The following is a 15,582-nucleotide window of genomic DNA, read 5'->3' on the forward strand; positions in this document are numbered from 1 at the left end:
GAGTCTGCGCCTTTTGCTTTAATTTACAGTTAAATATCTCACTGAAATCAAAAAAACCTTTAAGCCAATTTAAAAAGACCCAGCCCTCTTCCATCTAGAAAGAACTGGATCTTTATATACAAGTAGTTATGATTCTTTTGTTACGCCTTACCTCAACACACCCTTTTCCATCCCTAGATCTTCAAAAGATCTCCCTGTCTTGACAATCCATATTTTCGTCCCGATCGGCACTCTGTCGAACAATGCTTCTACATTTTTATTTTCCAGTCGTATGCAACCTTGGGTGACATATCCTCCTATGGAATATGGATTATTTGTGCCGTGAACACCATAGGTACGTCCGTCGGTATCCTCTGCATCAAATCCGATCCATCTTGTACCAAGGGGATTTTTCGGATCGCCTCCAGCGATGTCTTTTTTACGATAATAAGGATTGATTGCCTTTACGGTGATAGTGAATTCGCCTTCCGGAGTAAGTTCTTTAGATTTTCCTGTGGCCACTGTATGGACCTCTTTCAGTTCTTCTCCTTGAAAATAGGCAAGTTGATTTGTCTGTTTGTTAACGATAATATAAGGATCGCCTGGAAGAGGGTTTGGTCCAAGCGGCCAGAGCGGTGATGTCACCAATGCAAAGATCAAAGTAAAAATGAACATCTTTCTACCACCTGCCTTTTAAGTATAGTGTGGTTGAAAGCTGTACATTCCATTCGTTTACTCAGAATTTTCCAATCCGATGAAATCACTTTTAAGTATTAAATATTGCTCAAATTCTTTTAGAAGATGACGAAGTGCCGCTCTCGTCTCAAACTCTTCACGGGATTGTGGCAGTGACATATCCTGAAATGTTTTGTGCATGTCACGCAAGCGCTGTAAAAATAGGTAAGCTGTATTGCCAGCATGGATGGCATGCTCGAGATCCTCAATAAAATCAGCCACAATATGTGCCTGCTCTACATCGTGTTCAATGGTTGCAACAATGGGGAGCATCCTTTCCATGACATCTAACTGCTTCTCCCTCATTTTAAAATAAAAATAGTGATGATTTTCTTCCCGCTTGAAGTGATTTTCTACATCGCGGAAGGCCAAGCTCTTCGCTTCCTTCAATATTTTATTCGTTTCCGGAATCTCATGCCCATCCCACCCGCGATCTCCGTGTCGAAGAAAATGGGCTATTTCTGTAAACACCTTATGGAAATTCTCTTCTATTTTCAGTTGATAGCTCTTCAATTCCTTTTCCACACTTGGCATGTATGTATTTAGAATTAGCGCAACCCCAATTCCAATGGAAATGATGCTTAATTCGTTAATAACCAGTCCTATTGAAAAGGCCTCCACCGAATATACATGAAGTAGAATAACCGAACTGGTAGCTATCCCTTCTGTAATTTTCAGCATTACTGTAACAGGTATAAAAAATAACAATAGCAATGCAATGGAAGCCGGATTGTACCCCAACAGTTCAAAGAATACATAGCCAAATAACAGACTTAAAGAACATGCGAAGAAACGAGCAGTCGCCACTTTCCATGACTTCCGTACTGTATTTTGAATACAGAGGATCGCAATGATCCCGGCTGATGCATAAAAGTCCAAACTCAACAGCTGGGCAATACTAATTGCAATCCCTGTCCCCAAAGCAGTTTTGGCTGTCCGATAGCCAATCTTAAATTTTCTCATACTTCAAACTCTCCCGACTTTCGTTTGTTCAATGTATCACATAGTCCTACTATACAGGAAAATTGGAGGGAGGTGTTTAATTAACCGTTATTTAATAGCTCCTCAAATTCATCAACGAGCTCCTCATACCTTTTCAGCGACTCCTCAATCGGCTCTTTTTTACTCATATCTACTCCTGCTCGCTTTAATATTTCAATTGGTGGTAGGCTGCCACCTGAAGAGAATAGTTCTTTGAGTATTTTATTTTGCGCATCAGCCCCGCCAGCCTCAAGTTGCTCCGCAAGTGCAGCCGAAGCGGCAAAGCTTGTTGCATACTGATAAGTATAGAAGCTTGAATGGAAGAAGTGTGGAACTCTGGCCCATTCCATGGCAATTTCCTTGTCCACTTCTATGCTTTTCCCATAATACTTCTTATTCAAATCAAAATAGACTGATTTGATGGCATCAGCATGCAAAGATTCTTCCTTTTGTCCCATTTCATGCATGATCTTTTCAAACTCAGCAAATTGAGTTTGACGGAAAAGTGTGACACGGAAATCTTCTAAGTATTGATAAAGAGCATGAAGCTTTTCCTCCTTGGTTTTCGCCTCGTCCATCAATTGCTTATGAAGTAGATGCTCTTGCAACGTAGATGAAACTTCTGCCGTAAATGTCACATACCTTGCATCCTGGTAGCGTTGATTCTTATTGGAGAAATAAGAATGCATCGCATGCCCCATTTCATGAGCAAGGGTCAATACATCACTTGGCAGCCCTTGATAATTCAATAATACAAATGGATGGGAGTCATATGAACCGATTTGATAGGCGCCCGTTGCTTTACCTGGTGTGTTATAGACATCCACCCAATTGGAGGAAAGGCCTTTTGTTAGTGTTTTTAAGTAAGTTTCCCCTATCGGCGACAGTCCTTTTATGACAATATCCTTTGCATCTTCATAAGGTATCTTTTCATCGGGTGTATAAGGAGATGGTGCAGATAAATCGTACATATGCATCGCATCTATCCCAACATATTTCTCTTTTAACTTAAGGTACCTATGCAATAGTGGAAGGCCACCTTCCACCGTCTCAATGAGCTGTGTGTATACTTTCGGATCAATATCGTTTCCTTCCAAATGTGCTTCAAGTGAGGAAGGATAATTTCTCGTTGACGCAAAGAAGTTGTTCGCTTTCACAATATTAGCAAGCATCGAAGCAAAAGTATCTTGATAATTTTCAAGTGTGTGATAATACGTCTGGAAAGCAGCCTTCCTCACTTCCCTATCATTGCTGGACATATAGACTGAATATAAAGGTGCTGACATTTCATAGACTTTGTCCCTTATTGTAAAGTTTGGCAAGACAAGATCTTTTGACATCATTTTAAAAAGCTCACTCGGTGCATTTACAAATGGCATCGTCTTTATCAGCATCTTCTCCATTTCGGGAGGCAAGGAATGAATCTTTTCATCATAAGTGTCTTTCAGATGATTGTAATATTGCTTTAGTTTGGGACTTTCCATGAGGCTATCCCATTTGTCCTTGTCTATTGCTTGCAATTCATTGGAGAACCATGCCGTCCGCTCCACCACATACATCATCATATTTTGTCCCTCATCCGATAACGCTTGTGCAGATGTGTTACTAATATCCACATCAAGATTGATGCGTGAATAGACAAAGATTTTCTCCATCAACCGGAACAGCTCAAAGTAATCCTCCAATAAGTGTAGGATTTGCTTGTCGCTATCAAGTTTTTCTTCCTTTTTGGCAAAACGATCTGCCAGTTTTTTGGCCTTGTAGACATCCTGCTTCCATTGCGTTTCATTTTTATAAAGGGTCTGAAGATTCCATTTGTATTCAGATGGGATTTCAGAGCGTGATTTGTAGGCCGGGCTTTCTGCGTAGGTGAATGTTGAAGTGAAGCCGAGCATGATAGTCATGAAGATGGTCGTGATGATCCGTGTCGTTTTCATCGTGGTCCTCCCTTAGTTTTCTGCTAAGGGTTAGTGTTTGTTTTCCAGCTTTTTCTATACATTTCGTTTTGGTGGGTTGTGAGTCTTGGGAAAAAGTAGATTTCGGGTGGAGGATGAAGACACTATTGGAATGGATTTTGTGATGAAAGTGTCTTCATAAGGTGCATGAAGACACTATTGGTGTGGATTTCACGGTGAAATTGTCATCATAAGCTGCATGAAGACACTATTGGTGTGGATTTCACGGTGAAAGTGTCTTCATAAGCTGCATGAAGACACTCTCGGGATGAATTTCCACATGAAAGTGTCTTCATAAGCTACATGAAGACACTCTCGGGATAAATTTCCTCATAAAAGTGTCTTCAAGTTTATGCTAAAGATAACGATAAAGCAGCGTGCAAATCCCGCTACCATTTCAATTGATTCACTAATGATACTAGTTTCTCAGCTTCTTCTCCCGGCCATTGCATGATCTCTTTTTTTAAAGCAGAAAGGGTACCATATCCTTTTACAAAGCTGTTTAACCTCGCTACTATAGTTGCGTTGTTAAATGCCTCCTCAGTAAGGAAGTAATCTCTTAGCTTTTGGGTCGCATTTGAATATCTTTTCAGGTAATATTTCTGGTGTCTTTCTTCTGCAAGTGTGAAATGAGCAAGTGGACCCATTTCTGTTCCTATTGAATGAGAAATTGTTACTTGTATTTCTTGCTTTATTTTCTCTAGGACTTCTTTTTGAAATTCATCATGATATAAAAATATGGATAGATATTGCCTGCCCTTATAATTTATGCGACTGGAATTGTGTGAGCTCCAAAAGTGACGGACAATTTCATCAAATGATATTTGGGTAGGATCAAAGTCTATTTGTAGACATTCGGTGTGATCTGCCATTTGTTTATAGGTAGGTGTAGGGGTGGTGCCACCTGCGTATCCCACTCTTGTGCGGATGACTCCTTTTATATACCCGAACCGGGCATCTGTGCCCCAGAATCAGCCCATGCCAAGAGTGGCGGTTTGGAGGTTGTGGTGGTTAGTCATTGTTTGGGCTCCTTTCTTTTCCGTTATTTTGTTAGTTTTAAGTTAGCATGAATTATTATGTATGGAAAGCAGATGGATGAGTTGGTTGATCTAAGTTTGGTGTTAGATGAGGCCAGTATTTTGCTTTCACAGCTTCCTTTATCCATATACGAGCTTGATGAGGACCATGGTACTATTTTCCCTACTTAAACTGTCCTCATACGAACTTGTTTCTGCTTCTTCCACATACATCTTTCTGTTACATAAAAAACAAAACCAGCTCCTATACAAAGAGCTGGTTCCACTTTTACAACATCTTCTCCAAAAACACCTTAGCACGATCGGACTTTGGTGCTGTAAAAAACTCAGCAGGGGGAGCGTCCTCCACTAGAATTCCATCATCCAGGAACAATACGCGGTCCGCCACCTCACGGGCAAAGCCCATTTCATGTGTGACTATAGCCATCGTCATTCCCGTATGCGCTAGTGCCTTCATTACTTCAAGCACCTCTTTTACCATCTCTGGATCTAATGCAGAAGTTGGTTCATCAAACAACATTACTTCCGGGTCCATCGCAAGAGCACGGGCAATTGCTACACGTTGCTTCTGACCACCCGACAGGCGATTTGGATATTCTTTCGCTTTCTCAGCTAGTCCCACTTTAGCAAGCAGGTCCATTCCTTTCGATTCGGCTTCTTTTTTCCCCAAACCTTTTACAGAAATAGGGGCATACGTTAAGTTTTCAAGAACAGTCTTGTGAGGAAACAGGTGAAAATGCTGGAACACCATTCCCAAATTCTGACGCACTTTATTGATGTTGGTTTTTTTATTTGCAACATCCTGGTCTTTAATCCAAATGTGACCAGAAGTAGGTTCCTCTAATAGATTCATACAGCGAAGCAGCGTAGATTTTCCAGACCCCGAAGGCCCGATGATCGCCACTACTTCTCCTTCTTTAATTTGTGTAGAAATTCCCTTCAGCACCTCTAGCTTGCCAAAGGATTTATGCAAATCTTCTATTTTAATCACTGCGTCTCATTCTCCTTTCGATGAGCTTGCCAATGAATGTCAGGATCATTACTAACACGTAATAGATAAGTCCGGCAAACATGAATGCTTCTAGATAGGCATAAGTATTCGAAGCTGTCATGAAGGAACGTCTCATTACATCCATTACCCCGATAACTGTCACAATTGCCGATTCTTTTGTAAGAGTAATATATTCATTCATAAGTGCAGGTAAAATATTTTTCAATGCTTGCGGTAAAATGATGTCTTTCATCATTTGGCGATATGGCACACCAAGGGCCATTGCAGCTTCACGCTGCCCTTTATCAACAGCCATGATTCCGGCTCGGATAACTTCCGATATATATGCCCCGGAGTTCAAACCGAAAGCTAGGATTGCGGCAGTAACTGGTTCAAACGTTATTCCAGTCGCTTGGGGCAAACCGAAGAAAATTAACATCAATTGAAGAACAAGCGGTGTTCCTCGGAAAATAGATGTATACACATCCGCAAAAATTTTAAGTAATTTAATTCTGCCGATTTTACATAAAGCCAATAGTGTTCCAATGATAAATCCGATAATACCTGCAAGTGATACCACTTGCAGCGTTACCTTCACACCGGCAAGGATATAATCCATGGAACCCGTGATGGCACTGAAATCTAAGAAGTCGATTGTCAACTGCTACCATTCCTTTCTATCGTACTAACAAGAAAATCAAAAGGGCACCAGGCGCACCCTTTTGATTTCGCATAGACTTATTATTCTTCTCCACCAAACCACTTTTTGATAAGCTCTTCCATCTTACCGTTCTCTTCCATTTCTTTTAGAACACGGTTGAACTCCTCTGTCAATTCGCTGCCCTTAGGAAGAGCGATTGCAGAACCTTCTTCGTCAGACTCAAGCGTAAATCCAGTGAGGTTTTCGTCCTTTTCCATGAAGCCTTTCATAACTGTATCTTCGATGATTGCTGCATCAAAGCGACCCGTCTTTAAGTCTTGTACAATTTGTGGGACACGGTCACGATTCTCAATAGTAATATTAACCTCTTCTGCAATCTCTTCCGCTTTATCATATTGGATAGATCCCATCTGAACTCCAACCGTTTTGCCTTCCAAATCTTCAAGACTCGTAATATTGCTATCTTTCAACGATACAATCATATGGTTAGCAGTATAGTAAATATCTGTAAAGTCAACCTGTTTAGCACGATCCTCTGTAGGAGTCATACCTGCTAAGATCAGGTCAATGTTTCCTGCTTTCATCGCTGTAATCAAACTTCCGAAGTCCATATCGCGTATTTCTAATTCATAGCCAAGCTCTTCTGTGATTGCATTTGCAAGGTCAACGTCAAAGCCGATGATATCTTCCCCTACTTCTGTATCAATATACTCAAATGGAGGATAGTCAGCTGAAGTTCCCATAACTAATTTCTTTTTACCTTCCCCATCTCCACCAGTTGCATCATCCCCATTACCGGATGTTCCGCAAGCGGACAACAAGCCTACTACTAAAATACTAATTAATGAATACACAAACCACTTTTTCACAATAATTTCCCCCTACTCTTTTTTCAGAAAAGTTAAAAATTTAATATAATTATGAAACAAACCTACATTTAAATCAAGTATTATTATGATGTATGTTTATTCGGTTAAATGTATTTTAACACACACTTATATTTATGCAATACAGTTAATAAAGATAAATAAAGTTTTTATATTTTTATTATTCTGAAATACACTCCCGAAGTTATAGCTGAATAATCCTTTGGTCCAGCCATAATTAAAATGAACTAGACTATGACCAATAAAAAAAGTGCAAAGAGCACATTGTAACGTGTTCTTTGCACCAATATACACTTAAGCACTTAATTCTACAGCCATCCGTTCTCTTAACTTCCTTCTAGCTCTATGGATCTTAGACTTTACGGTAGCAGGATTCATTTGCAATGCTTTAGCAATTTCCAGCTCTTTATAACCTCTTTCCATTTTAAGAACAAGAAGATTCTTGTCTTCTTGTGTGAAGTCTTCCATCTTTTCGCTTATGAGTTCCTTTAATAGGTTTACTCCCACTTCGGCTTCGACATCCTGGGTTGCTTCTATTCCAAGACAATCCAAAATATTTAATTCCATCGGACATCCTTTATTCTTTCTCTCTCGTCTGACAAAATCTATAGCTGTTCTGGTTGCAATCACGCAAAGCCAGGCACCTACTTTTTCAATTTCCTCCAGGCTATCCAACTTCTTATACGCCTTTATGAAGGTTTCCTGCACATTGTCTTCAGCCAACTGGCGGTCGCGGATAATGGCGAAACTTACGTGAAGCACTCTCTCATAATGCACATTATATATTGTTGTGAAATTCACTTATTCCACCACTCTCAAACAGATATTCACTTTGAACAGGTCTCCGTCTGTTTCGATATCGAGACTGCCCTCATGAAGATCAATGATAGATTTTGCAATCGCAAGGCCCAGACCTGATCCTTCCGTATTACGTGAAGTATCTCCTCTTTTAAAGCGCTCGTAGAGTTCCTCACTATGATCATTCAATTCATATTTAGAAACATTTTTAAACGTTATTTTCGCTTTGTCTTCAAACTGTTGTACGTGTATATATACTCGTGAATTTTCCAAGGAGTATTTCACGATATTTCCTATTAAGTTATCAAATACACGCCACATTTTTTGCCCATCGACCATGGCATATAAAGGTTTATCAGTATTTGTAAAACGAAATTGCAGATTGGATTCCTTCAATGGATTATCATATTCAGCCAGTGCCTGCTGAAGAAGCTGATTCAGATCGACTCGCTCCTTTACAAGCTCGATATTCCCACTTGCCATTTTTGATACTTCAAAAAGATCCTCAATTAATCCCTTCAATCGCTGTGACTTCCTATCGATAATTACAAGGTATGCCGACCGGTCCTCATCAGTAAGGTCGTTTTTCTTCAGAAGCTCCGTGTAAGTGATGATAGATGTTAACGGTGTTCTTAGATCATGGCTGACATTTGTAATCAGTTCCGTTTTCAAACGCTCGCTTTTTGCCTGCTCGTTTAAGGACACCTTTACCCCTTGATTTAATACATTGAGGTTTGCTGCCATTTTAGAAAGGATGGAATCTCCTTTCACTTCTAGTGGTTCCCCTAGTTTACCTAATGCCATCTCTTCTGTTTTAATGGATATCTTATTAAAATAACCGACACTCTTTACTAACAGAATAAGCGTTGGCCCTCCTATGAAAATGACAAAAAGGAAATATAATAGGAAAAATACTATATCAATAAAAATCATAAAGACACCAAACCCTAATCCAAATACTACCCCTAGAAGAAGGAAAACTTGGATTCCAGTTGTTGTATTAAGGAAAGCTTCCTTAATAAGATCAAAGATGCGTTGAGAGGCATTTTTACATTTACTTAGAACGATGAATAATAAGCTACTTTTCCATAGTTGTTTGAAGTCAGTAAAACGTTTCATACTAGCTGCCAAATATCGAAATTGCACGTAGGCTAATAAACTTAATACCGTTGTGATTAAGATACTAACTACCAATTCTGTGGTGTAGATAGAAGCGCCGTATGTGAGTTGATTAATACTGTCCTGGACCCAGAATAAACTTAATATCAGTACAATAGCTGAAATTCCCAGCGCTACAACCTTAAGATCTATTGGAATTTTGTCATAGGGAGTATGCCATTTCTTTTGTTCCTGGGGTAACGAAATTACTTTTAACATTGTAACAAGCCAAATCATTAATGCGATTAGTGATCCTATCCCGAGTCTCCAGAACCACAATCTATTTTCCTCATAACCAGCTTTTGCAATCCTCAATTCACTGTCCGAAGCAAGCTCTAATGGCACACCTATCATCCCTACGAAGTTCCCTCTTACATCCGCTATTGTTTGGTACATCCAGTCTTCATAAGGCCAATTGCTTGCATGGAAATAGTTTTCCCCACTTATGGTATATTTGGTTACATATTGCATATTGTTTTCACTGAACAGTTGATTTATAGATGCTTTATCAACACCTGTATTGGTGAAACTTTCTCCTTCCTGTTCAAAAAAGTACTGGAAATCTTCGTGAAATTTTGGCGGATTCGTATAGAAGTTAGAATCCTTTGCAAAATACTCATCGACTGTTTTTTCTTTTTCGGCTCTTATTTTCTGTTCTACATGCTCATCACTAGAGAAATTCTTTCGGATATCATCTAATTTCCTGTCTCTTTCCGCTCGCAATTCTTCTGGTTGCTCGCTTGATTCGCCATCCTCAGCAAGTTGGATTCTTTCTTCATATTGATAACGGATGTTATCTAGCTGCTCATCCAAATGGCCATATTCATATCGATGTTCTTCAATTTCCTGCATGGAAACTGTTATGTGTTCTTTTACACTATCTGCTGATACCCTTCCCAACTCACTAGTAATTAAATAGTTTGCATAATCCTCCAGCTCATATTGAAATTCTTTCGATTCAAAATAACTTTCTTCGCCAAACCGATCTAAGTTATTGATAAAATAAAAGCTTCCACTTAACGCACAAACAAATATCAGTGCCATTAAAAAAGCTATTATTCTATTTCTCCATCTTGTACCCAATCCCCCATACCACCTTTAAATATCTTGGATTTTTCGGATCTATCTCTATCTTTTCTCTAATCTTTCGAATATGTACCGCCACTGTATTTTCCGCATTGTATCCAGGCTCTTTCCATACCCGCTCGTAAATATCATTGATGGAAAACACACGTCCGGCATTGGTCATCAGCAGCTCCACTATTTTGTATTCTATCGGAGTCAGCTTGACTGGATCTCCCTGAACCGTAACTTCTTTCGATTCCTTATCAATGGTCAGTCCATTCAAGTCAATGATTTTCTTGATTCCTTCAAATGTTCCAAGTGTGACATACCTTCTTAGCTGAGATTTCACTCTCGCGACAAGCTCCATCGGATTGAAAGGCTTTGTTACATAATCATCCGCTCCCACTTGCAGTCCGAGGATTTTATCCGTATCTTCACTTTTAGCACTCAGGATGATAATGGGAATGTTCTTCTCCTCACGAATCCTGTGCGTCGCAGATATCCCGTCGAGCCTCGGCATCATCACATCTAGTAAAATGAGATGCACCTCATTTTCATGAAGCATTTCTAACGCTTCCACCCCATCCTTTGCTTTTAGGACCTTCACACCTTCATTTTTCAAATAGATCTCAATTGCATCTCTTATTTCTTTCTCATCATCCACTACCAACACCGTATAGTTAGCCATCTCTCACCCTTCTCCCACATACCATTCTTCCTCTATGTACACATCATATATGGTAAATCTTAAGTATTATTGAAGTATTTTCTTAAGAATTTCTTAAGTTACTAACCTATTATATAATTGTACGGAAGTGGGAAACGATTTTCTCCTAAAAATTTGATAAAATGTATGATTAACATTTGTTTATTGGGGTATTTTTACAATCAGCAGGACTTTCTACCATGAAAAACAGCAATATCCATTTAATCTAATGGCTCGTTCCTGCTACCAATCTCCCATTTTACATTATTTAGGTAACTTTTAACCATCCTGTATTTTATTAAAGAACACTATCAGTTAGAATTAGGTGAATGTATAACATCCACTTGGGAGGACAATAACGTGAAATTAAACAATAGATTATTAATTGGAAGTATAGGTCTATCACTAATGTTAGGTGGGTGCGGAAATATGAATCAAACAAACGCAAATGAAGGAAAAGAACAAAACGAAACAACAAACGCCGAAAATCAAAATTCTGATGACAGATTAGTCCGAGTTCAGGATTACACAGGTGAAGGTTACACCCTTAGAAATGGAGAAAAAACCGATAAAATAGCCCAGGAAAATAAAGAAGAAATCACAGAGGCTGTGGAGAAATTCTTTCTAGAAAAGTACAAGACAGAAGTGATTGTACATAATATGGTGGGTGCTGTTGATGGCGCTACAGTTTTCGTAGAATCGGTTGGAGAACCCCATTTTTATACGTATGCCATTGTTCCAATTGATGTAGACCAGAGAAAAGTTCTCAGTGATAATGTATGGTCTCAAGAGGGGCAAGTGGAAGATGCTATTATAACAGGTATTTTTGCTATGATTTTTCAAGAAGAGTTAACAGTGTACGAAGATTTTGTTAATAAAATAGTTGAAAAACACCCAGTCACAGGTATAACAGAAGATGCCTTAAAAAATGTTAGAGCAGGAGGTCATGGTAACACTTATTACTATACAAACACTTATGATCCGGCATTTGACAAATTGGTGACTAAGTATCTTGAAAATCCTGATACAAGTCAAGAAGAATGGAAGTCTTATTTTGGAATAGAAGAATATTCCTCTAGAGGAATTACACTCACCCTTTACTTATACATGGAAGAACCAAATGCTGAGCCTGATAAAGATGTATTTAATGATATCGTTAATGAATTAGAGGAACTTGAAGGTGTACCGAAAGCTTATTACTCTGTTGTATTAAACGATAATTTCATAGATAAAACTAATGCACTAGGTCTAAAGGAAAATACTCTAAGACGCTCTAGTCCAGATTATATTATTAAAGAATAAGGAGGTACAATGTGACAAACTCTTCTCCCAAAATTGAGACTGTAAACAAAAATATAGCTCATGATAAAGACTTGGTTGAACTGGCAGGTTATCATGCATATAGAGGGTTTGGGTTAGATGAAAATATTAAAGTAAATGGTAATCAATACAAAGTAGTGGATACACTCTATAACCAAGATAGTGGACTAGACGCACTTACAGTTGAGAATTTTGAAACCGGTGAAATCATTATTGTATATGTTGGGACTGATGCCTCACAATTCAACGATATAAAGACTGATGCACAACTTTTAATAGGACAAGCGATCCGTAATAACGGTGGTGCTATACTCGGAATTGACGGTGTGCAACATACCAATACTTACACCCTTGAACAATCCCCTTATCTCCTGATGAAAATGAAACTAAAGGAAGCCCATGTAGAACTCGCTTTTTCAAGATTTTCTACTTTAAGTCACGGCATGTTGATTCCACTTCTGAGCAAATTACATGTACTCACCTTTGCCATCGAAGGTTCACTTGATACAATTAGTACCTCTATTAAGGGAGCAACCCACTTTGCTTTTAATGGCACGTTGACTGGGAAACTTATTGGTTTATTTTCTGATTTCGATGATCAAGTAAAAAGCAAAATGTACTCTTCTTTGGAACCCATTGATGAACTGGCTTCCACCATTAGAGGAATACGTAAAGCCCTAAATCAATTGATTCTTGGCTATCCTAACCTTTTGACAAACTTTAAACCTTATTTGGATAGCGCGATATTCAGTAACAACAATTTTTTTAACGTCCATCTCTATAATCTTGCTTCTATTAATATTCTTAAAGAGATGGAAATCCTCTTTGCAGATATCATACATCAGCTTTCATCTCAGCAGGCAGTCAGTATTGATGTACTTGTTGATGTTTCAAAAAAGGTAAAACAAAACATGGGGATACTTCAAGAGCAAGTGGAACGAGGTACAATCTCGTAAACTAAAATACACGTATATGGAAATACGTGTATTTTAGTTTTGTAGAGATTACTACAGAGTTAATATGAATAGCAAGAACCGTAACAACCACCGATTTCTTGACCACTAATAACAACATTCTACATTGGACGAGGAACTTGATCCCATAGCTTATAATAGCGAAGAAAGTTATCGTCTCTGAAAGAAGTATTGCATTCCAATAGTTCAACATAGAAGAACCAGTCTTGGGTTAAGCTTTCCTCCTTAAGAACAATACTGTATTCCCAAATCTCATTTTTACTATATGGGATATATTCTTTAAATGTAGCTTCCGTCAAAGTGGATTGATTTCCATTAAAGCAAACAAACCGAACGTTTTTCTTGTTGGACGAAGGCTTAACTAAAATCGTTCCGGTAAGATTGTCATGATGTAGGTATAATTGTTGATGCTTAATTTTTGTATTTTCCATGATAGTTTCTCCATGTCTCCCCCCAATATAATAAGCATCCGTCATATAGGAAGAAGAAAAGCTAAATCGAAAAGAAAAACCTTCTGAGGCCAATCCAGACTGTTTTACTATAAAGTCCACAAACTTAACGACTTCAAAATTATCCATTACTATTTCTTTTGTACAAGGAATGGATCTATCATCCCCACCTAAAGAGTAGTTTATCATCAGTTGCTCGTAATCCATTGTGCTATGCATCCTCACATAGCCCTCTAATTTACACAGGGTATATGAATGATCCATAAGGTCTGCATGGAGCAGCGTAATGTTCACCATATAGAACCCCTTCCCTCTTATCCAACCTTTATTGCTTCACCCAAACCGAAACGGACCCTCCATTAACAGAGAAATTACCCCATCCGTCTGCATTAATTGTGACGGTGCCTGTTCTATTTCCGGTAATATCTCTCCAAACTTGTCCCGCTTTATTTTCCCCCACATACATCCATTTGTTACCACCTGGACCATCTGACATAATGGTGGCAAGGCCTGAATTTGGATGGGAGCTATTTCCCTCTCTTGTCCAACCGATAATATCATGATGATCAAAGTAATCATGCTGCGTTCCATAGGCAAAAGTTTGACGTGCCTGCAGAAGAGGGTCTATTTTAGATTTCATAGCCGGAACACCATGGGTTGGGATACCGTAGTAATCCCCATAAAATACGGAAGGATAACCTTGTTCCCTTGTCAGAACCAATGCATATGCAAGGGGTTTAAACCATTGTTGAACAAAGGATTCCAATGCTTCCCCGGGCTGAGAATCATGGTTATCAACAAATGTAACTGCATGTGTTGGATGTTTTTGCACGACAGAACCATTTAGAATATTTCTCATATCATAATACCCACCGCTATTAGATGCATTGTACAAATTATAGTGGAGAGGAACATCAAACACCGAGTGATTCCAATTTGTTTTATTCAAATAGTTTTCAATTGCACCAAGGTCATTTTTCCAAAACTCAGCTACTGCAAACATCGGTTTACCTGTGGTGTTACGCACATGTGTAAGCCAATCTCTCGTAAAGCTATATTTTATATGTTTCACTGCATCTATTCTAAATCCATCAAGGTTCAGTGTATTCGTATACCACACTCCCCAGTTTCTAAGTTCATTTATTACTTCTGGGTGATCCATATCCACGTCTGCATACATAAGATAGTCATAGTTGCCATTCTCTGTATCTACTTCCCAGTCCCAGGCCTTGCCTGTTCCCCTGAATTTATATATTTTGTTTTGAAGCTGGCGTGACTGATCCCAATCTGTCCCATCAAAATGATACCAGCGCCACTTAAAGCTGGAATGGTTATTTCCTCTTCCAGGAAAATCAAACTTTGTCCACGCTTCTATTGCATACTCTCCTGAGGTTTCCTGGTTTCGGTTGCTCCGATTCACTTCTACCGCATTTACAATTTCCGTACCATCTGCTCCACCTTTATGATTCATGACGACATCACCATATACCTGAATGCCGTTATTTTTTAAAGATGTCACGGCAGCCTGCAGCTGGTTGCGTGTTCCATATTTTGTACGAACCGTCCCCTTCTGGTTAAACTCTCCAAGATCATATAAATCATAGGCTCCATAACCTACATCATTCTGGGAAGTCCCCTTCCATGCAGGTGGAATCCATACAGCTGTTATCCCTTTACTCTTTAAGTTAGCTGCGTCATCCCTCAACCTGTTCCAATGATTCCCGTCATTTGGCAAATACCATTCGAAATATTGCATCATAGTACCATTTGTTCCATTATGATGGGCTTGCGCTGGTTCAGTTGTATACGGAAACAGAACAGCTACAGCTAAAAGTATTGTTAAAAATACACTTATAATACGTTTTTCGTGTTTCATAAATTACCCC

At 38.9% G+C, this 15,582-nt stretch carries 14 protein-coding genes and 1 pseudogene; 3 read left to right on the forward strand and 12 right to left on the reverse strand.

The genetic code is table 11. The features are described from left to right. Nucleotides 1–147: 147 nt before the first annotated feature. The 4 genes and pseudogenes from MKY77_RS15275 to MKY77_RS15290 form a co-directional block, all read right to left on the reverse strand. On the reverse strand, nucleotides 148–654 hold the full coding sequence (locus tag MKY77_RS15275; protein ID WP_339146698.1) for a L,D-transpeptidase: 507 nt from the start codon (nucleotides 652–654) through the stop codon (nucleotides 148–150). Between the two features lie 57 nt (nucleotides 655–711). After that, nucleotides 712–1,677: an aromatic acid exporter family protein gene (locus MKY77_RS15280; RefSeq protein WP_339146699.1), complete on the reverse strand. Its 966-nt coding sequence runs from the start codon at nucleotides 1,675–1,677 to the stop codon at nucleotides 712–714. A gap of 80 nt (nucleotides 1,678–1,757) precedes the next feature. Further along, nucleotides 1,758–3,632 (reverse strand): oligoendopeptidase F, encoded by a 1,875-nt coding sequence (gene pepF / locus MKY77_RS15285; protein ID WP_339146700.1) that lies wholly within the window; start codon nucleotides 3,630–3,632, stop codon nucleotides 1,758–1,760. Between the two features lie 407 nt (nucleotides 3,633–4,039). Beyond that, nucleotides 4,040–4,609 (reverse strand): annotated as a pseudogene (locus MKY77_RS15290) (peptide-methionine (S)-S-oxide reductase); the annotation flags it as partial. 117 nt (nucleotides 4,610–4,726) lie between these two features. On the opposite strand from MKY77_RS15290, the gene MKY77_RS15295 reads away from it, so the two are divergent. After that, entirely contained in the window at nucleotides 4,727–4,858 is a 132-nt protein-coding gene (locus tag MKY77_RS15295; RefSeq protein WP_339146701.1) for a hypothetical protein, read from the forward strand. A gap of 97 nt (nucleotides 4,859–4,955) precedes the next feature. Here MKY77_RS15295 and MKY77_RS15300 read toward each other — a convergent pair whose 3' ends face one another. From MKY77_RS15300 to MKY77_RS15325, 6 genes are all read right to left on the reverse strand, one after another. Next, a complete protein-coding gene (locus tag MKY77_RS15300) occupies nucleotides 4,956–5,678 on the reverse strand; it encodes an amino acid ABC transporter ATP-binding protein (RefSeq protein ID WP_339146702.1) in 723 nt (240 codons plus the stop codon). Beyond that, a complete protein-coding gene (locus tag MKY77_RS15305) occupies nucleotides 5,671–6,297 on the reverse strand; it encodes an amino acid ABC transporter permease (protein ID WP_339149834.1) in 627 nt (208 codons plus the stop codon). The genes MKY77_RS15300 and MKY77_RS15305 overlap by 8 nt, the downstream gene beginning before the upstream one ends. Nucleotides 6,298–6,419: 122 nt before the next feature. Continuing rightward, nucleotides 6,420–7,208: a transporter substrate-binding domain-containing protein gene (locus tag MKY77_RS15310; protein ID WP_339146703.1), complete on the reverse strand. Its 789-nt coding sequence runs from the start codon at nucleotides 7,206–7,208 to the stop codon at nucleotides 6,420–6,422. A 312-nt stretch (nucleotides 7,209–7,520) separates the two neighbouring features. Next, nucleotides 7,521–8,027 carry an RNA polymerase sigma factor gene (locus MKY77_RS15315; protein WP_339146704.1) on the reverse strand — a complete coding sequence of 169 codons (507 nt, stop codon included), beginning with the start codon at nucleotides 8,025–8,027 and terminating at the stop codon, nucleotides 7,521–7,523. Continuing rightward, on the reverse strand, nucleotides 8,028–10,265 hold the full coding sequence (locus MKY77_RS15320; RefSeq protein WP_339146705.1) for a sensor histidine kinase: 2,238 nt from the start codon (nucleotides 10,263–10,265) through the stop codon (nucleotides 8,028–8,030). Beyond that, nucleotides 10,243–10,935, reverse strand: a complete 693-nt coding sequence (locus tag MKY77_RS15325) for a response regulator transcription factor (protein ID WP_339146706.1) — start codon at nucleotides 10,933–10,935, stop codon at nucleotides 10,243–10,245. Before MKY77_RS15325 ends, MKY77_RS15320 begins: the two co-directional genes overlap by 23 nt. Before the next feature lie 378 nt (nucleotides 10,936–11,313). Between MKY77_RS15325 and MKY77_RS15330 the strand changes: the two genes are divergently transcribed. Both MKY77_RS15330 and MKY77_RS15335 read left to right on the forward strand, forming a co-directional pair. Then, nucleotides 11,314–12,255, forward strand: a complete 942-nt coding sequence (locus MKY77_RS15330) for a DUF1672 family protein (RefSeq protein WP_339146707.1) — start codon at nucleotides 11,314–11,316, stop codon at nucleotides 12,253–12,255. 11 nt (nucleotides 12,256–12,266) lie between these two features. After that, on the forward strand, nucleotides 12,267–13,229 hold the full coding sequence (locus MKY77_RS15335; RefSeq protein WP_339146708.1) for a hypothetical protein: 963 nt from the start codon (nucleotides 12,267–12,269) through the stop codon (nucleotides 13,227–13,229). A 119-nt stretch (nucleotides 13,230–13,348) separates the two neighbouring features. Here the strand turns inward: MKY77_RS15335 and MKY77_RS15340 are convergent, their stop codons facing one another. Together MKY77_RS15340 and amyS are read right to left on the reverse strand one after the other, a co-directional pair. Continuing rightward, nucleotides 13,349–13,993: a hypothetical protein gene (locus tag MKY77_RS15340; RefSeq protein WP_339146709.1), complete on the reverse strand. Its 645-nt coding sequence runs from the start codon at nucleotides 13,991–13,993 to the stop codon at nucleotides 13,349–13,351. Nucleotides 13,994–14,021: 28 nt separating this feature from the next. Beyond that, nucleotides 14,022–15,572 carry an alpha-amylase gene (gene amyS, locus MKY77_RS15345; RefSeq protein ID WP_339146710.1) on the reverse strand — a complete coding sequence of 517 codons (1,551 nt, stop codon included), beginning with the start codon at nucleotides 15,570–15,572 and terminating at the stop codon, nucleotides 14,022–14,024. Nucleotides 15,573–15,582 lie beyond the last annotated feature (10 nt).

Source organism: Sutcliffiella sp. FSL R7-0096, from assembly GCF_038595065.1.
Taxonomy (GTDB): Bacteria; Bacillota; Bacilli; order Bacillales; family Bacillaceae_I; genus Sutcliffiella_A.